The following is a 20,829-nucleotide window of genomic DNA, read 5'->3' as shown; positions in this document are numbered from 1 at the left end:
ACATTTGCCTGAAGTATGGTCATACGGATTGCCTTGCCGTGCAATGCTGTTTGGCTCGGTAACAGACAATCTTTTCGTCGTGTGTTGACGAATATCTCTATTTATAATATAATATAGCTTGCATAATAATGATCCGGCGTTGTTGCCGGCAATGACCCGGTGGTGAAAAGATGTTTAAACAGTACTGGAACCGTATTGAAAAATTATGGAGTTTTCGCAGCACTTCGGCGTATTTGGCTCATTTGCGCAAGACCGGTATGCGTATCGGTGAGGGCACAGAAGTGTTTGCCCGGACAACAGATATTTTGATCGACACCACCCGGCCTTGGCTTATTGAGATCGGTCGGAATGTACAGTTGACTGCCGGTGTGAAGATTTTGACCCATGGCTATGACTGGGCGGTATTGAAAGCCAAGTACGGCGATATTTACGGCAGTGCAGGTAAGGTTACCATCGGGGATGATTGCTTTATCGGTATGAACGCATTGATTTTGAAAGGAACGACTATTGGTGATCGGGTGATCGTCGGTGCGGGCAGCGTGGTGGCCGGCGGCACATTCCCGTCAGATTGTGTGATCGCAGGCAATCCGGCAAGGGTTATCTGCACATTAGAGGCGTACCGCGCTAAGCGAGCGGCGGCACAGTTGGCAGAAGCAAAACAACTGGTGACTGAGTATCAAGCGGTGTACGGCCGTGCGCCTGACAAGTCTGTTCTATCTGAGTTCTTTTGGCTGTTTGAAGAACGCGGGCAGTTGCAAGTGCCTGCCTTTGAATCGCAAATGCGCAATATGCGAAATTACGAAGCGTCCATGGAGCGATATTTGCATACAGAGCCCCTGTTTAATGGGTATTCTGCGTTTTTGGACTATTGCTTTTCCGACAAGGAGGAGCAAAACGATGCTTAAACTGTTTTACATAACCAAGGATCCGGCGGTGGCGCGGATCGCACAGGCGGCCGGAGTGGATCGTATTTTTGTGGATATGGAATACATCGGCAAGGCACAGCGCCAAGGCGGTATGGATACGGTGCAAAACCACCACACCGTAGAAGATGTGGCTCGGTTGCGGCCGGTGCTGGATCAGGCGGAGCTGCTGGTACGGGTCAATCCGGTGCACCCGGGGTCAAAAGATGAGATCGACCGGGTGATCGCCGCCGGTGCAGATGTGATCATGCTGCCTATGTGGCAATCAGTAGAAGAGGTGCAGCAATTTATCCGCTGGGTGGACGGTCGCGCCAAGACACTCCTGCTGCTGGAAAATCAGGCGGCGGTGGATTGCCTTGACCGTGTGGTGGCAATGCCCGGAGTAGACGAAATTCATATTGGGTTGAATGACCTGAGCATTTCCCAAGGGAAAAAATTTTTGTTCCAGCCTTTGGCGGACGGTACGGTGGACGCGGTGTGCGCCAAGATCAAAGCGGCGGGTATCCCTTTCGGTTTCGGCGGATTCGGTCGTTTGGGCGGCGGCACATTGCCGGCAGCGTATATTGTAGCGGAGCACTACCGGCTGGGTTCGTCCATGAGTATTCTGTCTCGCGCCTTTTGCAACACGGCGCAGATCACCGATTTGAAGGAGATCAAACGAATCTTTACTTCCGGTGTGGCAGAGCTGCGGCAGTATGAGGCGCAGCTGAGCCGGGCGGAGGATGATTTTTTTGCCTTGCAGCATAAAAAACTGCAGGACTGTGTAGAACAAATTGTTGAGGGCATGTAGATGTATCGAGGAGTAAAGCGGGCGCTGGATTTTATTACGGCGCTGCTGGCGCTGATCGTTCTTTCGCCGCTGTTGGCGATCACGGCACTGGCGGTGAAGTTGGATTCCAAAGGCCCGGCCATCTTTAAGCAGCAGCGCTTAGGGCTGCACGGCAAGACCTTTTGGATTTATAAATTCCGCTCCATGTGCCAAGGCGCGGAGCACACAGGCACCGGCGTGTACAGCGGCGCAGACGATATGCGTGTGACCCGAGTAGGCAAGCTGCTGCGAGCCACCAGTATTGACGAGCTGCCCCAGCTGGTGAATATTCTAAAGGGCGATATGAGTTTTATCGGCCCTCGTCCGCCGCTGACCTATCATCCTTGGCCGCTGTCGGATTATACATCGGCGCAGTTACATATGTTTGATGTGCGCCCGGGCATTACCGGCTGGGCGCAGGTGCACGGTCGTAAGGATGTGGAGTGGCACCATCGAATTGAGCTGAATTGCTGGTATGTGGACCACATGAGTCTGGCGCTGGATGTGCGTATTCTCTTTGTTACCGCCTTTAAGGTGCTGAAGAATGAGGATAATGTGAACACTGGCGAGACCTTGGCCCGGGATGACGTCCAGGCGCAGGAAACGGTGATGAAGAGATGAAAGAACTATTGATCACCGGCGCATGGCGGTGTGGGGAGCAACAGGTGCAGGCGCTGGAGCAGATGGGGTATGCCGTCACTTTTTGGCCGGACGAACGGCAGGCGGTGAATATGGATACCCAACGATTTGAAGCAGTGATTTGCGGCGGCTTGTTTTTGACTACGCCGATTGAACGCTTCCCGGCGCTTAAGTGTATTCAGGTGACTTCCGCCGGGTTGGACCGGGTGCCGCTGGACTATTGCAAGGCACACGGCATTACCGTGTATAACGCTGGCGGCGTTTACAGTGCGCCTATGGCGGAGTTTGTGCTTGGCGGTATTTTGCAGCTGTATAAAGAGAGCAAGTTTTTTGCAGAAAATCAAGCAGCGCATCGGTGGGAGAAGCACCGGGATCTGCGGGAACTTAGCGGCAAGACCGCTTGTATTATTGGCACCGGCAGCGTGGGCTGCGCCATTGCTCGGCGGCTGCGAGCCTTTGATGTACAGACGGTGGGTGTGAATCGTTCCGGCCACCCGGCGGCAGAGTTTGACCAAACCCAGCCCACCTGCCGGTTGGACGATCTGCTGCCTTTAGCGGACTTGGTGATTTGCGCTATGCCCCTGACGGCGGAGACTGCCGGCCTGTTTGACAGCGTGCGGCTAGCAAAGATCAAACCCGGCGCTGTGTTTGTGAATGTGGCTCGCGGAAAGGTGACAGATCAGCAGGCGCTGGTGGAAGCGCTGCAAAGCGGGCAGTTGTCCGGCGCGGTGCTGGATGTATTTGAAGAAGAACCCTTGCCCCGGAGCAGTCCCTTGTGGGATATGGAGCAGGTGATATTGACTCCCCACAATTCCTTTGTGGGCGAGCACAACGGCGAGCGGCTGTTTCGCCTAATCTGCAAGAATTTGGAGTCATTTGCACAATGAAGGTACTGTTTGTTGCTACTGTGCGTAGCCATATCGGCCAATTTCACATGCCTTTTATTCGGGAACTGGTACGCCGGGGCTGCCGGGTGGAAGCGGCGTTCAAGGACAATTCCGCCGACAAACCCGGTCTGGATCTGAGCGGCATTGCCCGCACTTATGAAGTGCCCTTTAGCCGCAGTCCGTATAGTGTAGATAATCTGAAAGCCTATCAGGTGCTGAAAAAGATCATTGACGAGGGTCGGTACGACGCCATTCATTGCCACACGCCTATGGGGGCTGTGGTGACTCGGCTGGCTGCGCGGGATGCCCGCAAGCGGGGCACCAAGGTGATCTATACCGCCCACGGCTTTCACTTCTATAACGGCGCTACCAAGAAAAACTGGCTGCTGTTTTACCCGGTGGAGAAGGCGCTGGCGAAAGATACGGACTGCCTGATCACCATTAACAGCGAGGATTATAATACCGCTAAGGCGCGGCAGTTTGCTGCCGGGCGACTGGAACTGGTCAACGGCGTGGGTGTGGATCTTAGCGATTTTCAGCCGGTGACCCGGAAGCAAAAGTTGGCGCTGCGCCGGGCGTATGGGTACAGCCCGGACGATTTTATTCTAATATACCCGGCGGATTTTTCCACCCGGAAAAATCAAAATATGTTGTTTGATACATTAAAATTGCTGCTGGAAAAGGACAAGCATTTTCGCTTGCTGCTGCCCGGCTCCGATGTGGAAGCCCGGCCGTTTTTGGACTATGCCAAATCTATCGGCGTGGCAGATCATGTGGAGGCGCTGGGCTACCGGCGGGATATTCGTCAGTTGATAGGGCTTAGCGATGTGTCCGTGTCCTCCAGTCGGCAGGAGGGTCTGCCCATCAACTTGGTGGAGGCCATGGCGCTGGGCAATCCGGTGGTAGCCACCGATGTGCGTGGCAATCGGGACCTGGTACAGGACGGTGAGAGCGGCTACTTGGTGCCATTGAATGACAGCCGGGCGATGGCGGATCGGATCTGGTCCCTTTATACCGATCCGGAACAAACGGCGGCCTTTGGCGTTGCCGGGCGTGCACTGGCCCAGGACTATGCGGTGGAGCCGGTGCTGCACCGTATGATTGAAATTTATCAAGCGTTAGAACTTTTGTGAGGTTGGCATTTATGCGTGTGTTGCAGGTAATACCGGATATTGGCGTGGCTAACGGCGTGATGAGCGTGATTTTGAACTATGCCAAAGCGATGCCGCCGGACATTACATTTGATGTTGCCTATTTTGCGAAGAAACCTCAAACACGGCAAGCGGAGGTCGAGGCGCTGGGCGGTAAGGTATATCGGCTGGATGCTCCCTGCCCGCAGGATCTGTGCAACGGCAAAATGGGACGTTTTTTTGCAGAGCACGCCGGTGCGTGGGAGGCGCTGCATATCCATTGCCCCCACTTTGCGGTGTTTATTGCGCCGGCTGCCAAACGAGCCGGGATCCATAAAATCGCTGTGCATTGCCACACCACTGCGTATTCTTTGTCCGGCCACGGCCGCCGAAATCGGCTGCTCAGTCTATATGCCAAGTATATGGTGCCTACGCGCTTTGCGTGCAGCCATGCGGCCGGCAAAATGTGGTACGGCAATCGTCCCTTTCGGGTGCTGAATAATGCCATTGACTGTGCCGCTTATGCGTATTCCCCGGAGGTGCGACAAGCTGTGCGCGCGCGGGAACAGGTTACAGACGCTTTTGTGGTGGGCCATATCGGCCAGGCTACGGTCAAGCAAAAGAATCACCCGTTTTTATTTTCCGTGTTTGCGCAGATCACGGCGCAAAGGCCGGGCGCGCAGTTGTGGCTGATCGGCGCGCAGCCTACGCCGGAGCTGATCGCTTTGGCAGAAAAATTGCAGATCACAAAGCAAATTCGGTATTTCGGCCAGCGGCGGGATGTGCCGGAGCTGCTGCAAGGGTGCGATGTGTTTGTCTTCCCGTCTTTCAGCGAGGGACTGCCGGTGTCTGTGGTAGAGGCCCAGGCTGCCGGGTTGCCGGTGGTGCTGTCTGACGCGGTCACCCGGGAGGTGGCTTGCACCCCGCTGGTGAAGACTCTGTCTTTGCATCAGTCGCCGAAAGAATGGGCAGGGGCTGCCTTGCAGCCGCAACCGCCACGCCAAAGTCCCACGGCGGCGCTGATTGCCGGTGGGTGGAATATCAAAGAAGCCGCTTTTGAGTTGGCTCAAATTTACAGATCGGAGTAATGTATGCTGGATAAACTGCGCGTACCGGAATGGTGTTGTGCCGTTCGCTTCAATACAGACGGTCATACGGTGTTTGACGATTTGGAAACACCGTTTACCGTGTTAAAAAACAGTCGCCGTTATTGGTGCGCAGATCCGTTTTTGTATCAGCGGGACGGGCAGTATTATTTGTTTTTTGAGGCGTATGATAGGCTAAAGCGTAAGGGTATGCTGGGGTATCGCACCGTATCTAAAGACGGCTGTGGCAAAATTCAAGTGTTTTACGAGAGCACTGGACACCTGTCTTATCCCTTCCTGTTCGAAAAAGAGGGCGAGTTATATATTATACCGGAATCCAGCGCGGAGAAAGAGCTGTTTTTGCTGCGCTGTGTATCTTTCCCGGATCAGTGGGTGAAGGAACGAGTGCTGCTGCAAGAGTCCCTTGCCGACACCACGCGCCTTGTGTTTTCCGGTGGCACATTCTATCTCAGTGAGCAAGTAGATGATACCCGCATCTTTGATCGCTTGGATTTGTTTTATGAAGACGGTGCGGGTCGCCTTTGTCCCTGTGCGGCCAATCCGGTAAAACGCGATCTGACTACCGCCCGCTGTGCCGGTGCCTGCTTTCAGCAGAACGATCAGTGGTTTCGACCCTCCCAGGATTGCGGTGAGACTTATGGCGGCAAGTTGAATTTTAACCGTATAGATGATTTGACAGCCGATGGCTATGCGGAGACCTGCATAAAAACCCTCTCTATTTCTGACATACAGACAAACAGCAGCGAGGTGTTTAGCGGTATTCACACTTACAACACTTGCGGGCCAGTGGAAGTGGTCGATCTAAAATTGCCGTCCTGTTTTCATCTGCTCAATTTGATTGGTGCTGTGTGGAAGCGTATAAGGAGGAAAAGCGGATGAACAAAGTTGCTTTGATTTCCCTGTACTTTGGCAAGTTTCCTGCAAATTTCGGCTTGTGGCTCAAGAGCGCGGCGCGTAATGCGGATATTGATTTTCTTTTGTATGGAGACTGTGATGTTTCCACTTATTTGCCGCTCCCGCCCAATGTTAAGTGCTTTTCCTATACCTTTGAGCAAATGAAAGCCAAAATCCAAAGCAAGTTTGACTTTACCATTGAGCTGTCCAGACCTTACAAACTCTGCGATTACAAGCCCATCTACGGTTATCTATTTGAAGAGGATCTAGCAGGGTATGACTATTGGGGCCATATTGACCTGGACACCATTTTGGGCGATCTGCGTGCTTACTTCCCCAAGGAAGCCTATGAAAAGGTGTACCAGTTCGGTCATCTGACGATGTATCGGAATACACCGGAGAACAACCGGCGGTTTATGGCTGATGTAGGGCAGGATTACAGAAAGTCATTTACCACTTCTTTTATCACTGTGTTTGACGAACTTCCGGGTATGAAGAAGAAATACGATCTGTTGGGTATTCCGCAGTACAGCGGACACGATTTTGCAGATATTGCCCGGCGGCGTAAAAATTTTACCCTAAACAGCGAGATCTGCCGCAAAAACTACAAGTACCAGATCTTTTACTATCAGGACGGGCGCGTGTTTCGGGATTATGTGGATAAGGGCGCAATGCATACGGACGAATTTAATTATATCCACTTTTCCAAACGCCAAATGCCGGACCATACCGGCGGAAGTCCGGCGTACTACATTACCCGGTTTGGCTGTGTGCCCAAGACCGGCGCCACCACGCCGGAGATCATTCGGCAATATAACCGACCGACCCCGGTGCAAAACCTGTTTTGTGCCATAGACACGCAGGTGATCCGCCGGATCAAACGCTATTCAAAACTGATATACACAAAGTTGATGAGAAAATGAAACAAAAGATTATTGATTTTTGGAAGAACTCAGCAATTTTAAGTCAAATCACAAAGGCGGAAAACCGATATTTTCGCCGCCGCTGTGAGAACACCCACTATACCATTTTGACCCCCAACTGTATGGCCGGTTTGATTTACAGTCGACTGGGCGAGCCGTTTTACTCGCCAACCATCAATACCAGTATGCAGAATGAGGACTTTATCAAGTTCCTGTCCGATCTGGATTACTATTTGGCACAGGATGTGCAGGAATGGGTGGACGATACGGTGGATTACCCTGTGGGTATTATACGCGGGCGCACCCCGGAGGACGATGTACGGGTAAACTTTGTACATTACCCCTCCTTTGCCGTCGGTCGGGAAAAGTGGAATACCCGTAAAAAGCGCATTGATCCCAATAATCTCTATGTGATCGTGTGCGATATTGATGATATTTATGAGAAGGATTACCGCCGCGTGGGGCGCTTGTCTGCGGCGCAGCTGGAGCGGCTGGAGCGCGTGCCTTGTGCCAACCTGGCCCTGCTTACCAGCCATAAAGACCGTACCCAGTCCTATGCGCATTATATTAAGCCGGATTACGGCCGACCGTATCCGCTGGTGTATATGAACAGGGACGCACTGGGATTAAACGGCTTTGAACGGCATTTTGATTTTGTAGGATTTTTGAACCATCGCAATGAACCAAAAGAAAAAAGTATTGATCGTAAATGACCCTTTGCAATACGGCGGCTCGGATATTGTGGCCGTGCGGTTGCAGCAGGGATTGAATACAGAAGAATTTGACTGCACCTATTGTCTGCGATATGAAGAACCGGGTCCCATGGAGCCTGAGATCGCTGCCACCGGTGTGCGTATTTTGCACCAGCCGGACGATCAGCTTTCCTACCGGCGCAGCTATCGTTATTACAAAGCGTTGTTTGCAAAGGAGCAGTTTAACATTGTGCACTGCCACCTGCCTTTTTACAGCGGCATTGTGCTTGCGGCGGCAAAGTGGGCCGGTGTCCCTAAGCGTGTGGCGCATGCACATTTTTCACAGCCGCTGGAATATGCCCATTCGCCCATAAGTCGGCTTGTTGCCAACTTGTACCGTTGGGTTATGCGCCATGTGGTCAGCGCCACTGCAACGGATATTATTGGGTGCAGTCAGGCGGCAGGCGAATATTTGGCAGGCAAGCGTGGCTTTGCCAAAAAAGGTGTGGTGCTCAATAACGGCATTGACTCGGAAAAGTATCGTTTGTCCGATGCAAAGCGCGCTGCCGTGCGCCGTGCGTTAGGCGTAGAGGACCAAATCGTTTTGGGTCATATCGGCCAGATGTATTATGTAAAAAACCACGGCTATTTGTTAGAGGTGTATGCCGCTTTTCATCGTGCGCATAAGAATAGTACCTTGCTGCTGGTCAGCGATGGCCCAGATAGGGAGGCACTTGAGCAGAGAGCGCAGGATCTGGGTATTCGGGACAGCGTGCAGTTCTTAGGTTTTCGTACAGATATACCGGAGCTGCTGATGGCCATGGACTGCTTTGTGTTTCCGTCTATTCACGAGGGCTTCCCACTGACACTGATCGAAGCCCAGGCGGCGCAGCTGCCCTGTGTGGTGTCAGACACCATTACGCCTACAGTGAAGCTCACCGAGGCGTTGCAGTTTGCCTCTATTGAGGCGCAACCGGAAGAATGGGTAAAAAAAATTGAAACGGCGTTGCGTATCGACCGCCACACCATTTCCCGCGATCGGGTGGTCGAGGACTTTGATATTGCCCGGGTGTGCAAAAAATTGGAGCAAATTTATTTGCGTAAATAAGAAAAGTAAAAAGAGGATTTCATGTTAGGATTATCTGCACTTACATGGTTTGTGATCATTGTTGCAGGCTATGCGCTGCTGCTTTTGATTTTGCCAAGAGAATATATGTGGATCCCGTTTGTTGCGGTTGTGGTGGCCATGACGGTTTTGGCCTATCACATTGTGCCGGATGAAACGGACGATCTGTATCGCTATTACGGTATGCTGGATATTATGCGAGAGCAGGGGAAGGCCGGTTTGGACTATATCGTCAATCTGAACTGGTACAACTGGAAGACATACATTACATTTCGCTATTATTTCTATTTCCTCAGCTTTTTTCCCAACAACCGCTATGTGGCTGCGGTGACCATGTTTATCGTTTATGCCTTAATGTTCCTGGTGATGTACAAAGCAGCCCAGCGCTATCAGGTGAGCAAAGGCTATGTGCTGCTGGGTACACTGTTTTTTCTGTCTACCTACTGGTTTTATGATACAGCGTCCGGCATTCGTAACGGACTGGCCTTTGCCATTGTGATCGCCTGCGCTTATTATCATTTGGCAGAAAAGCGCAATATCATCCTGTGCCTGTTTGGTTATGTGGCGGCGTGTCTGCTCCATTCCTCACCGATTTTGCCGGTGGCGTTGGTGTTGTTGACCTTATTGACCATGAAGTTTAACAGCAAGTTTATCAATGTGGTTATGATCTTGGGACTGGCTGTTGGTGGTGCGTTTATCCAATTTATTGCTGAAAAATCAGACAATGAATTCATACTTTCTATTGCTGAAAAGTCTGAAAATAATACAGAAGCAGTACGACTAAATACAAGTACAGGCTTTTTGGTTAATATCGTCACCTTAGTAATTGTGCTGCTCGTGATTTGGTACTTCTCTGTCTATTTTGTGCGGGATAAAGAGACAGATCCCATCTATCGCTTTTATCGCTACTGCTCCACCACTGCGTTTTTCATGATCGGCTGTCTGTTCAGTTCCCTGATCTTTTTGCGCTTTGCCCGGTGGATCCTGCCGATCATGGGCGCTGTGCTCTTTATGGTGGGTATGCAAAAGCAAGCGGATTTTGTGAAGAAGCAACCGCCTAATTTTATTTACACCGGTGAGAAGAAAATGGTGCTGCGTGTGCGTACCCAAGGCGCCATGCTGCTTGTCTACTTTGCTTATATCTGCGTGCATTTTTTGTATGCTTGCGTAGGAAGTTCATTGATTTGGATGCATTTTTAAGGAGCGTTTATGACCATTAGCGTAATTGTTCCCATATATAAGGTGGAAGCATATCTTCGCCAGTGCGTGGACAGTATTTTGGCCCAGACTTACACGGACCTGGATATTGTGCTGGTGGACGACGGATCAACCGACAACTGCCCGGCCATTTGTGATGCCTATGCCCGCAAGGACGCGCGGGTGCAGGTGGTGCATAAGCCCAACGGCGGCTTGATGTCCGCACGGCAGGCCGGTCTGCGGGTGGCCAAAGGGGATTATGTGGGTTTTGTAGACGGCGACGATTGGATCGAGCCGGATATGTATGCCCGCTTTGCGGCGGCGATTGACCGATATGCGCCGGATATGGCTCTTTGCGAGTTCTATTATGCCTTTGCGGACCATAACGAGCCAAGTACCCAGCATTTGCAGCGGGCGTATTATACGAAAGCGCAGTTGGCGCAGGAGATCTATCCCACTATGCTGTACCATGCACCTTATTATTCCTTTGGTATCAACCCCTGCTGTTGGTCCAAGGTGTTTAAAAAGGAGCTGCTGGAGCAGTGCCTGTACCCGGTCACACCGAAGGTGAAGATCGGTGAGGACGCCGCGTTTACTTATCCCTGTTTGCTGGCGGCTGAGAGTCTGGCGTATGTGGACGGCTGTTTGTACCATTATCGCAACAATGCCCAGTCCATGACAGCTGCGTTTGACCCGCATTTAACGGAGACAATTTTTATTCCGCTGGATATTTTGCGGACATATTTTGACACAGATAAACGGGCGCTTTTTGCCCAGTATCAAATGTATGCTGCTTATCTGCTGCAACTTTGGGTGCGCAATCAGGCATCACTGGACTGTGATCTGGATCGTAAGGGACTGCGGCAGTCCTGTGCCCGAGTTTGCCAAAATCAGGAGTTGCGGGCGCTGCTGGCGTCTGTTCCCGGTGCCTTGCCAAGACAGGTAGCGGTTGCCGTGCGTGCTGTGCAGCAGCAAAAGCCGGGTCAGCTGTATCTGCTGATCAAAGCCTGGAATTTGTATTACAAATTGCGTAATGGGAGAGCATAATGGATTATGGAAAAGTCAGCGTGATCGTACCGATCTATAAGGTGGAGTCGTATTTGGATCAATGCGTGCAAAGCATTGTGGACCAGACCTATAAAAATTTAGAAATCATTTTAGTGGACGACGGCTCGCCGGATAACTGTCCGGCCATGTGCGACACTTGGGCGGGGAAAGACAATCGTATTCGCGTAATACATAAAGAAAACGGCGGCTTTTCGTCAGCACGCAACGCGGGACTGGACGCGGCAACCGGTGATTACATACAATTTGTGGACAGCGACGACTGGATTTTGCCGGATATGACTGCCGCGCTTGTGTCCTGCGCCGTTAAGGAGAACGCAGATGTTGTGCGCTGTGGTTATTGCGAGAACGTGGACGGCGATATGCAAGAGATCTGTACCAATTCGCAGACATACTGCCCGGAGTACAACAAACTGGTTATTGACATTATGAACGATGGGCTGATGAGCGGCGCCGTGTGGAACAAATTGTATAAGCGCAGTGTGCTGAACGGTATGCGCTTTCGCCCCGGATATTCCGAGGATATTTTATTCAATTACTGTGTGATCCAAAAGAAGCCGAAGATGGTTTATATGACCGGCACTTACTATGTTTATCGGGTGAACCGGGCGTCTGTGACCAATTCTGTGTTCCGGCCGACGGCGTTCTCCATAATTGAAGTGAAAAAACAGATCATGGGTGAGCAGACCGATGAGCAGGTCAAACCCTATTGCTTGAAAGGTTATCTGAATTCCGCCATGATCGTGATGAACAATATGCTCAGCAGCGGGCGGTGCCTGGAGTATTATCCCGGTCTGCGGGCGGAAATCTTGAAGTATAAATGGACGGTGTGGTGCTCCTCTTTGTACGGGGCGAGAGACAAGGCAAAAATGCTGTTGCTGGCCCTGTCGGCCAAACTCTATCACAAGGCTATGCCTAAAAAGTAGGTGACTGTATGCAAAAGCACGCATATATGATTATTGCGCACAATGAATTTGACCTGCTGGAGATCTTGGTGCGACTTTTGGATGATCCGCGAAATGATATTTATGTTCATATAGATGCTAAGGTCAAGGACTTCGATTTTAAGTCCTTTCAGGCGCTGACACAGTATTCCAGGTTGCGGTTTACGCCGCGCCGAATATCCGCGACCTGGGGCGATTTTTCGTTAGTAAATACAGAGCTGCTCCTTCTACAAACGGCAGTGGCAGGGGAGGATCCGGCGCAGCCGTATGCTTATTACCATTTGATCTCCGGCGTGGATCTGCCTATTAAATCTAATGATGATATTCACGCTTTTTTTGAGAAAAATGCTGGGAAAGAGTTTGTACATTTTTCCGAAAATGAGCCGAATTCGGCTTTTGCTGCAAGAATTCGCTATTATCATTTGTTTCGTAAAAAGCGGAATTTCTTTACCAAGATACTTGCACAAATTGCTTTTCGGTTGCAAGTTCTGTTTCGTGTAGATCGGCTGAAAGGACAGAATCTGGTTGTACAAAAAGGCACCAACTGGTTTAGCATTACCGGGGACTTTGCTAAGTATATTGTCAGTCAGGCGGGGCGGGTTGAACAGCTGTTTGCCTATTGCTACTGCGGGGACGAAGTGTTCGTGCAGACCATGTTGGTGAATTCGCCCTTTGCCGCCAACTTATATATGCCAAATTGCAATAACGACCAAATGGCTTGCGCGCGGCTGATCGACTGGGAGCGGGGGCATCCGTATGTGTTCCGTATGGCAGACTATGATGAAATTATGCAATCTCCGGCTATGTTTGCCCGCAAGTTCAGTATGCAGGCGGATTCGGAAATTGTAAAAGCAATACAGGCTGCGTTATGTAATAGAAAAGGAAATATTGTTTGTGAAGAGTGAGCAGTGGAAATGGGTGGATATAGCTAAGGGTATTGGCATCATTCTTGTGTTTTTAGGACATTTCAATATCCCGGATACATTGAGAGCGGAAATATACACTTTCCATATGCCTTTATTTTTCTTTTTGTCCGGCGTTGTTTTTAATGGCCATAAACCGATAAATCGTTTCTTAGGTGATGAAGCAAAGCGAATGATCGTGCCTTACTATTGTTGGGCGTTCTTCTATTTTGTTTTGTTCAAGTTGCTTGTGCAGACCGTACGCGGACAAAGTGTCAATATTGGCAAAGATGTATATACATATCTGACCATGGGAAGAAAAGATACGATATGGTTTTTGAGCGCCTTATTGTGCGTGCAGGTGATGGCATACATATTTTTGCGTTTGGTCAAATATAATAAGGCATTGCTTATGTTCTTTGCATTGTTACTTTTTTCAATCTGTTATTTATTTTTCTACAAGCGCGGGATTCATAATTTCTGGATAAATGCAGATGCGGCAATGATGGCACTGCCTTTCTTTGCATTGGGGTACAATTATCGTTATTACAGAACTGATATCGAAGTAAAATTACTGCATGGCGGTTGGACATACTGGCTTTTGTTCATTACGCTTTCCTTAGCAAATATAGGTTTGGGATATTTGAATTATCATCTTACCGGTGTGCAGGTGGATATGTTTCACAACAGCTATGGAAATCCATTTTTGATGTTGCTGTCGGCTTGTAGTGGTATAGCGGCAGTGGTGCTGTTATCCTATCGGCTAAATGTGCGGTGGATTGCATACGTTGGTAAAAATTCTATGATTTATTTTGTAGCGCACCAAAGATTTTATACAGTAGTAGATCCGTATGTACTGCGCATATTGGGTATTTATATTAAAAATACACTACTATTGCAATGGATCAATGCTGTGGTGATGGTGATTGCTTCTATTTTGCTCTTTAGCTTGATTAATGCGGTTTTGTCGCATATTCCGGCTATGGCATTTATGTTTGGAATTAAACCGAACAGATCCTCTAAATGATAAAAGGGTCAGAAGAAAGATTGTTGTTACAAATGAGGTTGAATATGAATGAAGCGCCGTTGAACTCGGCGATCGTGCCGATCTATACAGCGGAGCCGTACCAGGATCGGTGCGTGTAAAGCATTGTGGACCAGATCTACAAGGAGTTAGAAATCATTTTGGTAGACGACGGCTCACCGGATAACTGCCCGGCCATGTGCGACGCTTGGGCAGAGAAAGACAGCCGTATTCGCGTGATTCATAAGGAAAACGGTGGCGTTGCGTCTGCGAGAAATGTCGGCCTTGATAATGCGGTTGGACAATATATTAGTTTTGTTGATTCGGATGATTGGATTGATTCGACGATGATAGCGGAGTTGGTTTCTTGTGCTGCCGAGTATCATACAGATGTAACCGGAATGCTTTATCGCATTGTTTATTCAAATGGCTGGAAGACGGATATGCGTATTGCGGATGATGTACCTAATATCATCTATTCTACACACTGCATGGAATCATTTTATGGATGCAACAAAGAATTCTGTTAAAGAAAACAAAAAGGCGCTCACAGGTATCACGCTTGACGGACAGGAGAAGTACTTGTGGCTGTTCTATTTTCGGTTTCCGCATTTGTATTGTAAGTTGCTGCATTTCTACTACTTTTTACGGAAAAATCTACATTAAGGATTAATTGAGGATGAATAATAAACGAAAAGACAAGGTCGGAATTGCCACAATTGTTGGCCAGGCGAACTATGGAAATCGATTGCAGAATTATGCACTGGATTCTGTTTTGCGCAATCTTGGCTTTGATACGGTGACTTTTAATGATCCGCTTCAAGTGTCCTTTTCAATAAAACATTGGGCCAAACAGGAAGTTAAGCGCATTTTTGGATTGCGGGATGGCTATAGGCTGCGGCGCTTTCGACAGTTTGGGAAATGGGATAAACGCCATCTGCGGTGGCAGGACTATCACCGGGCGAGTGATTGCGATTATGTAGTGCTTGGTTCCGATCAAATTTGGAACCCTGATTTTTGGTTTGTGCGTGAAGCGCTGGACTTTTATTTTGGCACATTCGCTGAATCGCAAAAACGGATTGCCTATGCGGCCAGTATTGGGGTGGATCAAATCCCAAAAGAATTAGAGGACAAGTATATACAAGAATTATCGGCACTTAAATCTATTTCTGTTCGAGAAACACAGGGCGCACAAATCATACAGAATCTAACCGGTCGATCTGTCCCTGTGGTGCTGGATCCGACGATGTTGCTGACAGAACAGGCGTGGACAGCACTGGAAAAGAAGCCAAACTATAAGGTGAAAAAGCAATTTTTATTGACTTATTTCTTAGGTGCGCTTTCTGCAGAACGGCAAGCGTTTATTCAAAACATTGCAGACAAGTACGATTTGCAATGGATCGCTTTAGATAGCGAATGGGTGGATGAGCCTCAAAATTTGGCGCACTATATGACCACGCCGGACGAATTTATTTGGCTGGTGCATCACTGCCGGTTGATGCTGACGGATTCGTTCCACGGCAGTGTGTTTTCTATACTCTTTGGCAAGCCGTTTCGCAGCTTTACTAGAGAAGACAACAACTTAGATATGGGAAGCAGGCTTGATACTCTTTTTGGCAGCCTTGGCATTGGCGATTGGTGCCGCGGCTCCGTGCAGGAGGACCCGAACCACATTTTCTATAAAGACTATGCTTCTGTTCCGCCGGTTTTGGAGCGGGAGCGGCGATTTGCACTGGATTATTTGAAAAACGCATTGGAGATTCATGAGTAACGACAGCAGGACGAAAAACGCGGCGCGGAATTTGTTTTTTGGCACGATAACGCGAATTTACAACTTAATCATTCCGTTTTTAATGCGCACGGCCATGATCTATTGGCTGGGTATGGAGTATGTGGGGCTGAACAGTCTGTTCACCTCTATTTTGTCCGTGCTGAATTTGGCAGAACTGGGCGTCGGTTCAGCCATGACTTTCAGTATGTACAAGCCCATTGCTGAACAGGACACCACCCGCATTTGCGCCCTGATGCGGCTCTATAAGATTTATTACCGTATTGTGGGGGCTGTAATCTTAGTGGCCGGTTTAGTGATTATTCCGGTGCTGCCCATGTTGGTGAAGAAAGACCTGCCGCCGGATGTGAATCTGTATGTGCTGTATTTGATCAATTTGCTGACCACGGTGGTCAGTTATTGGCTGTTTGCGTACAAAAACTGCCTGCTGTTTGCCCATCAGCGTAATGATATCGGCGACAAGATCGGCTATGTTATCAATACGGTGAAATACGGCGTGCAGTTGGCGGTGCTGTACTTTATGCGGGACTATTATGCTTATATTATTGTTGCGTTGTTGTCCGGCGTGGTGAGTAATATTGTAACCGCTATTGTGGTGGACAAGTTATATCCCCAGTACAAGGCCATGGGCAAGCTGCCGAAGGAAGATGTGCAGATCATCAACAAGCGGATTAAAGATCTGTTTACTTCAAAGATCGGCAGCGTGGTTTACGATTCTGCGGACACGCTTGTAATTTCCGCATTTTTAGGCCTGACTGCGCTTGCAAAATATCAAAACTACTTCTTTGTAATGAATACCATTTTCGGCTTTGTGACCCTGATCACCAGTTCCAGCTTGGCGGGGATCGGTAACAGCCTGGTAACCGAAAGCGAGAAGAAAAACTATAAGGATCTGCGGAAATTTACTTTTCTGCTGTCCTGGCTGTCGGCTTTTTGCATTTGCTGTTTTGCCTGCCTGTATCAGCCGTTTATGACCCTTTGGGTGGGCAAGGACAACTTGCTGCCGTATGGTATGGTAATTATACTCTGTGCCTACTTCATCATTCGCCAGATCAATAATCTGCTGAATTTGTACAAAGACGCAGCGGGCATGTGGCACGAGGACCGCTGGCGCCCACTGATCTGCTCCCTGGTGAACCTGGTGGTGAATCTGATCTTGGTGCAGTTTTGGGGGCTTTACGGTATTTTAATCTCCACCATCATTGCCATGTTGGTGGTGGGTATGCCATGGCTGACCCATAATTTGTTTACTGTGGTGTTCCATTGCAGTTGGAAGCCTTATGTGGGCCGCACCCTGCGCTATGTGGCACTGGCGGCGGTTTGCTGCGGCGCGTGCGTTGGCGTTTGTCATTTTATCACGCTGCCGTCGCTGATTGTGACTATGATTTTACGGCTGCTTGTGTGTGCCGTGCTGCCCAATGGTGTGTTCCTGATCGCGTATCGAAAAACAGATGAATTCGCCTATTTTGCCGGGTTGCTGAACCGGCTGACCAAGGGTAAGGTGCCTGTGCTGCGGAGGTGGTCCGGTTGCTGAATACGCCGAAAGTGCGGTGCACCGGCTGTACCGCTTGTGTGGCTGCATGCCCCAAAAGCTGTTTGCATATAGAGCGGGACAAAGAGGGATTTTTCTACCCTGTGGCAGAGGAAACGGTTTGTATAAGCTGTGACCGCTGCAACCGGGTTTGCCCGGCACAAAAGTCGTTGCCGGTGGATGATAAGGAACCCCTTTGTTATGCCGCCATTTCTCGGCAAGACCGACAGCGGACACAAAGCTCCTCCGGTGGTGTATTCTCCCTTTTGGCGGAGAAAGTGTTGGAGCAGTGCGGCGTAGTCTACGGTGCGGCAATGGAGCCGGATCTGACGGTGCACCATCTGCGCATAACGCATACAGAGGATCTGCCCCGTCTGATGGGCAGCAAATATGTGCAAAGCCGTATGGGGGATTGCTTTACTGGAGTACAACTGGATTTGGAACAGGGCAGGAAAGTGCTGTTCTCCGGCACCGGCTGCCAGGTGCAAGGACTGCTGGGCTATTTAGGCGGACCAAAGCCGGGACTGTTGACGGTAGATGTGATTTGCCACGGCGTGCCGTCGGAAGCGGTATGGCAGGCTTATGCCAAGGCCATCGATGCGCAGATGCCCTTGTTTTTTCGCGACAAATGCACCGGCTGGCAGCAGTATTCCGTGCAACTGAACGGTACGGCACACCCGTACAGGCAGGATCCGTATATGCGGCTGTTTCTTTCCGATGTGATCCTGCGCCCGTCCTGTTATCATTGCCCGGCAAAAGGTGCAAGCCGCGTGTCGGATCTGACCTTGGCGGACTTTTGGGGAATCCAAAATGTGGACTCCACCATGTTTGACGATAAGGGCACCTCACTGGTGCTGGTGCACAGCGCCGCCGGGAAACAAGCCTTGGCGCAGATCCGATCGGATCTACTACTGAAAGCAGAACCGTTGGAGTCGGCCTTAGCCGGGAACCCCAGTGCGCTGCATTCTGCTACGGAGCCGAAAGCACGGGCTGCGTTCTTTGCAGAATTTGAAAAACGGCAAGGTGATTTAGACTACCGGCGGGCGGCGGACAAATATTGCCTGTTCTATGGCAAAAGTGTAAAACAAAAGGCGGTTGCCTGTGCCAAAAAGCTGCTGCGCAGAGGATAAAGCACTGAAAAATGTAATAAGTGGCACATATTAGCACTCTTGCAAAAAGAGTGCTAATTGTTTATCTTTTGTTCACACATTATTCATAAATGGGGTCTATAGTAAGAATTGTTCCAAGGGAGGAACAAAAGAAAGAGCAATGCAAACCGTGCGTTAGAATCAGAAAGGAGTTGGTACCCATGGGTAGCAACCAAGCGCAGTCGGCAACTTAATCTTACCGAATCTGCATATAAAGTTAGCAACAGTTTGAATTTCATTTTGGAGGTAACAGATATGCTGAATCGTAGAAATAATCATGCAATGACCGCTTATGATCCCTTTAGAGAGATGGATAACTTTGAGCGCCACTTTTTTGAGGACCCCTTTGGTGTGTTCTTCAGTAACGATAGTCAGTCTGCCTTTAAGACGGATATTACCGATGAGGGTGACGCTTACAGATTGGAAGCGGACTTGCCCGGATTTGATAAGAAAGATATTCATGTGGACATTAACGGCGATCGGATGACCGTCAGTGCGCAGCGCCACTCCGACTATGAGGAGAAAGACAAAAAAGGCAAGTACATTCGCTCTGAGCGTTCTTATGGCACTTACAGCCGCAGCTTCGATGTAAGCGGTGTAGATACTGAGGGTATTAAGGGCGGCTACAAGGACGGCGTGCTGACCTTGACCTTGCCGAAAAAGGCGGAGGACACCCCCACGAGCCACAGAATTGAACTGGAATAACCGTTTACGCCCTCGGGCGCAGATAGACGCTGCTGTTGGATTTTCCCCTTTCTTTGATATACAACAGTACCCACGAACAATGGCAGCAAAAAAGCCGGCGGCGGACCGAAAGGCCCACCGCCGGTGTTTTTTTTATTATCCTTTATTGCCTGGATTTGAAGTTGTCGATCACAATATGGTAGCGATCGTAGGCGCGGCGCACAGCGTCGTCCCAGCTGATATAGATTTCCTCCTGGGCGGCCTTGCCCACGCGGTGGAGATAATCTTTATGGTGCATGATCTGTTGCAGGCGCACTGCAATGCTGTGGGCGCTCTCCAGGCAAAGAAAACCATTGTGATCGTCGGCAATGCCCTCGGCGGCGCAGCTGCCGGCCACCAGCAGACTGGGGGTGCCGCAGGAGGCTGCCTCACGAACAACTAAGCCGTTGGTGTCAAATACAGAGGGGAACAGCAGCAAATCGGAAATGCCGTAATAGCCCTGAATTTCTGCCCGATCCAGCACCTTGCCGGTGTAGATGATTTTGTCCGTCAGACCCAGTTTGCGAAAATACTTTTGTATGGCGTTCTCGTTGGCGCCGAAGCCTACCATCAGCAAACGAAAATCCTCGCCACGCTCTTTCAAAATCTTGCAGGCGTCTAAAATTAAACGAATGTTCTTGTACCAAATCATACGGCCTACATAGATAAACACCGGTACACCGTCAGGAATATTATGCTTGCGGCGGATTATATCCATTTGGGATTGGGACACATCTACCTTGGGCATATCGCAGCCGTTGGGCATCACCACATAATCGCCTTGGTAGCCAAAGCGGCGCAAACTCTCTACCGTGCCCTCGCTGGTGACCCATACTTCATCGGCGGCACTGATGTTCTTTAGCATAAAATTATAGGCGAAGTCCTTGGCTGGTTTGCCGGGAATGCACCGGTCGAAGTCATACTCATACTTGGTGTGATAAGTGAGTACCGTAGGAATGGGGTGCAACTGTGCTACCCGCTTAAAGTAGTAGCTGGTGGCCAGGGGACAGTGGGAGTGCAACAGATCAAAATGCCGGTCAATAATGGCTTGGTGCAGCTCCGGCTTAAATGGCCACCCGACGCTGTATCCTTCTTTGGTGGGAACCCACCAGCTTTTATAGCGGAAGATCTCATACGGATATTTATAGTCCTGCTGATTCGGATTCTTTGGGGTGACGATCACAGCCTCACCAAGACCTTGATTGATCTTCTCCGCATAGCTTTGGGCCACATTGCTGATCCCGTCCGTGGTGGGTGGGAATGCATCTGTGCCGATGGCAATTTTTAATTTATCGTTCAAGTTTTCACCTGCTTTTGCAAATCATAAGGATTTTTGGGCATTATAGCACAATTTTGCCTGAATGTAAATTGCCGGGCA

The 20,829-nt window shown here is 49.7% G+C and carries 21 protein-coding genes; 20 read left to right on the top strand and 1 reads right to left on the bottom strand.

Going from position 1 to position 20,829, the window contains the following annotated elements:
• The first annotated feature begins 170 nt into the window (after positions 1 to 170).
• The 20 genes from OGM59_04935 to OGM59_04840 all read left to right on the top strand — a co-directional run bounded on the left by OGM59_04935 (position 171) and on the right by OGM59_04840 (position 19,433).
• Positions 171 to 905: an acyltransferase gene (locus tag OGM59_04935; GenBank protein UYI90056.1), complete on the top strand. Its 735-nt coding sequence runs from the start codon at positions 171 to 173 to the stop codon at positions 903 to 905.
• Positions 898 to 1,713 carry an HpcH/HpaI aldolase/citrate lyase family protein gene (locus tag OGM59_04930; GenBank protein ID UYI90055.1) on the top strand — a complete coding sequence of 272 codons (816 nt, stop codon included), beginning with the start codon at positions 898 to 900 and terminating at the stop codon, positions 1,711 to 1,713. Before OGM59_04935 ends, OGM59_04930 begins: the two co-directional genes overlap by 8 nt.
• The gene (locus OGM59_04925; GenBank protein ID UYI90054.1) at positions 1,714 to 2,352 is read left to right on the top strand and encodes a sugar transferase; all 639 of its coding nucleotides are present in this window, start codon (positions 1,714 to 1,716) and stop codon (positions 2,350 to 2,352) included.
• Positions 2,349 to 3,257: a hydroxyacid dehydrogenase gene (locus OGM59_04920; GenBank protein UYI90053.1), complete on the top strand. Its 909-nt coding sequence runs from the start codon at positions 2,349 to 2,351 to the stop codon at positions 3,255 to 3,257. Before OGM59_04925 ends, OGM59_04920 begins: the two co-directional genes overlap by 4 nt.
• Positions 3,254 to 4,390, top strand: coding sequence for a glycosyltransferase family 4 protein (locus OGM59_04915; protein ID UYI90052.1), 1,137 nt, complete (start codon positions 3,254 to 3,256; stop codon positions 4,388 to 4,390). Before OGM59_04920 ends, OGM59_04915 begins: the two co-directional genes overlap by 4 nt.
• A gap of 11 nt (positions 4,391 to 4,401) precedes the next feature.
• On the top strand, positions 4,402 to 5,475 hold the full coding sequence (locus OGM59_04910; GenBank protein ID UYI90051.1) for a glycosyltransferase: 1,074 nt from the start codon (positions 4,402 to 4,404) through the stop codon (positions 5,473 to 5,475).
• A 3-nt stretch (positions 5,476 to 5,478) separates the two neighbouring features.
• Positions 5,479 to 6,372 carry a hypothetical protein gene (locus OGM59_04905; protein UYI90050.1) on the top strand — a complete coding sequence of 298 codons (894 nt, stop codon included), beginning with the start codon at positions 5,479 to 5,481 and terminating at the stop codon, positions 6,370 to 6,372.
• Positions 6,369 to 7,310 (top strand): hypothetical protein, encoded by a 942-nt coding sequence (locus OGM59_04900; protein ID UYI90049.1) that lies wholly within the window; start codon positions 6,369 to 6,371, stop codon positions 7,308 to 7,310. The genes OGM59_04905 and OGM59_04900 overlap by 4 nt, the downstream gene beginning before the upstream one ends.
• On the top strand, positions 7,307 to 8,023 hold the full coding sequence (locus OGM59_04895; protein UYI90048.1) for a DUF1919 domain-containing protein: 717 nt from the start codon (positions 7,307 to 7,309) through the stop codon (positions 8,021 to 8,023). Before OGM59_04900 ends, OGM59_04895 begins: the two co-directional genes overlap by 4 nt.
• Complete coding sequence (locus OGM59_04890) at positions 7,989 to 9,110, top strand: glycosyltransferase (protein UYI90047.1); 1,122 nt, start codon at positions 7,989 to 7,991, stop codon at positions 9,108 to 9,110. Before OGM59_04895 ends, OGM59_04890 begins: the two co-directional genes overlap by 35 nt.
• A 21-nt stretch (positions 9,111 to 9,131) precedes the next feature.
• A complete protein-coding gene (locus OGM59_04885; GenBank protein UYI90046.1) occupies positions 9,132 to 10,328 on the top strand; it encodes an EpsG family protein in 1,197 nt (398 codons plus the stop codon).
• A 9-nt stretch (positions 10,329 to 10,337) separates the two neighbouring features.
• Positions 10,338 to 11,372: a glycosyltransferase gene (locus OGM59_04880; GenBank protein ID UYI90045.1), complete on the top strand. Its 1,035-nt coding sequence runs from the start codon at positions 10,338 to 10,340 to the stop codon at positions 11,370 to 11,372.
• On the top strand, positions 11,372 to 12,316 hold the full coding sequence (locus tag OGM59_04875) for a glycosyltransferase (GenBank protein ID UYI90044.1): 945 nt from the start codon (positions 11,372 to 11,374) through the stop codon (positions 12,314 to 12,316). The genes OGM59_04880 and OGM59_04875 overlap by 1 nt, the downstream gene beginning before the upstream one ends.
• A gap of 8 nt (positions 12,317 to 12,324) precedes the next feature.
• A complete protein-coding gene (locus OGM59_04870; GenBank protein UYI90043.1) occupies positions 12,325 to 13,239 on the top strand; it encodes a beta-1,6-N-acetylglucosaminyltransferase in 915 nt (304 codons plus the stop codon).
• Complete coding sequence (locus OGM59_04865) at positions 13,229 to 14,263, top strand: acyltransferase family protein (protein UYI90042.1); 1,035 nt, start codon at positions 13,229 to 13,231, stop codon at positions 14,261 to 14,263. Before OGM59_04870 ends, OGM59_04865 begins: the two co-directional genes overlap by 11 nt.
• A gap of 125 nt (positions 14,264 to 14,388) precedes the next feature.
• A complete protein-coding gene (locus OGM59_04860; GenBank protein ID UYI90041.1) occupies positions 14,389 to 14,790 on the top strand; it encodes a glycosyltransferase in 402 nt (133 codons plus the stop codon).
• A 149-nt stretch (positions 14,791 to 14,939) separates the two neighbouring features.
• Positions 14,940 to 16,031 (top strand): polysaccharide pyruvyl transferase family protein, encoded by a 1,092-nt coding sequence (locus OGM59_04855; protein UYI90040.1) that lies wholly within the window; start codon positions 14,940 to 14,942, stop codon positions 16,029 to 16,031.
• A gap of 94 nt (positions 16,032 to 16,125) precedes the next feature.
• A complete protein-coding gene (locus OGM59_04850) occupies positions 16,126 to 17,583 on the top strand; it encodes an oligosaccharide flippase family protein (GenBank protein ID UYI90039.1) in 1,458 nt (485 codons plus the stop codon).
• Complete coding sequence (locus tag OGM59_04845) at positions 17,577 to 18,710, top strand: Coenzyme F420 hydrogenase/dehydrogenase, beta subunit C-terminal domain (GenBank protein UYI90038.1); 1,134 nt, start codon at positions 17,577 to 17,579, stop codon at positions 18,708 to 18,710. The genes OGM59_04850 and OGM59_04845 overlap by 7 nt, the downstream gene beginning before the upstream one ends.
• A 273-nt stretch (positions 18,711 to 18,983) precedes the next feature.
• Entirely contained in the window at positions 18,984 to 19,433 is a 450-nt protein-coding gene (locus OGM59_04840) for an Hsp20/alpha crystallin family protein (protein UYI90037.1), read from the top strand.
• A gap of 142 nt (positions 19,434 to 19,575) precedes the next feature.
• On the opposite strand, the gene OGM59_04835 is transcribed toward OGM59_04840, so the two are convergent.
• Positions 19,576 to 20,751, bottom strand: a complete 1,176-nt coding sequence (locus tag OGM59_04835) for a glycosyltransferase (protein ID UYI90036.1) — start codon at positions 20,749 to 20,751, stop codon at positions 19,576 to 19,578.
• Between the last annotated feature and the right edge of the window lie 78 nt (positions 20,752 to 20,829).

It is taken from the genome of Oscillospiraceae bacterium (assembly GCA_025757685.1).
Classification (GTDB): domain Bacteria; phylum Bacillota; class Clostridia; order Oscillospirales; family Acutalibacteraceae; genus CAG-217.
The sequence above is the reverse complement of the archived record's forward strand: the minus strand, read 5'-3'. Positions and strand labels throughout refer to the sequence as shown.

Bases quoted from the DNA above. Each gene is read 5' to 3' on its own strand.
- OGM59_04900 (UYI90049.1), top strand. From the start codon at position 6,369: ATGAACAAAGTTGCTTTGATTTCCCTGTACTTTGGCAAGTTTCCTGCA.
- OGM59_04855 (UYI90040.1), top strand. From the start codon at position 14,940: ATGAATAATAAACGAAAAGACAAGGTCGGAATTGCCACAATTGTTGGC.
- OGM59_04890 (UYI90047.1), top strand. From the start codon at position 7,989: ATGAACCAAAAGAAAAAAGTATTGATCGTAAATGACCCTTTGCAATAC.
- OGM59_04895 (UYI90048.1), top strand. From the start codon at position 7,307: ATGAAACAAAAGATTATTGATTTTTGGAAGAACTCAGCAATTTTAAGT.
- OGM59_04870 (UYI90043.1), top strand. From the start codon at position 12,325: ATGCAAAAGCACGCATATATGATTATTGCGCACAATGAATTTGACCTG.
- OGM59_04915 (UYI90052.1), top strand. From the start codon at position 3,254: ATGAAGGTACTGTTTGTTGCTACTGTGCGTAGCCATATCGGCCAATTT.
- OGM59_04880 (UYI90045.1), top strand. From the start codon at position 10,338: ATGACCATTAGCGTAATTGTTCCCATATATAAGGTGGAAGCATATCTT.
- OGM59_04885 (UYI90046.1), top strand. From the start codon at position 9,132: ATGTTAGGATTATCTGCACTTACATGGTTTGTGATCATTGTTGCAGGC.
- OGM59_04905 (UYI90050.1), top strand. From the start codon at position 5,479: ATGCTGGATAAACTGCGCGTACCGGAATGGTGTTGTGCCGTTCGCTTC.
- OGM59_04920 (UYI90053.1), top strand. From the start codon at position 2,349: ATGAAAGAACTATTGATCACCGGCGCATGGCGGTGTGGGGAGCAACAG.
- OGM59_04935 (UYI90056.1), top strand. From the start codon at position 171: ATGTTTAAACAGTACTGGAACCGTATTGAAAAATTATGGAGTTTTCGC.
- OGM59_04910 (UYI90051.1), top strand. From the start codon at position 4,402: ATGCGTGTGTTGCAGGTAATACCGGATATTGGCGTGGCTAACGGCGTG.
- OGM59_04925 (UYI90054.1), top strand. From the start codon at position 1,714: ATGTATCGAGGAGTAAAGCGGGCGCTGGATTTTATTACGGCGCTGCTG.
- OGM59_04930 (UYI90055.1), top strand. From the start codon at position 898: ATGCTTAAACTGTTTTACATAACCAAGGATCCGGCGGTGGCGCGGATC.
- OGM59_04875 (UYI90044.1), top strand. From the start codon at position 11,372: ATGGATTATGGAAAAGTCAGCGTGATCGTACCGATCTATAAGGTGGAG.
- OGM59_04850 (UYI90039.1), top strand. From the start codon at position 16,126: ATGATCTATTGGCTGGGTATGGAGTATGTGGGGCTGAACAGTCTGTTC.
- OGM59_04840 (UYI90037.1), top strand. From the start codon at position 18,984: ATGCTGAATCGTAGAAATAATCATGCAATGACCGCTTATGATCCCTTT.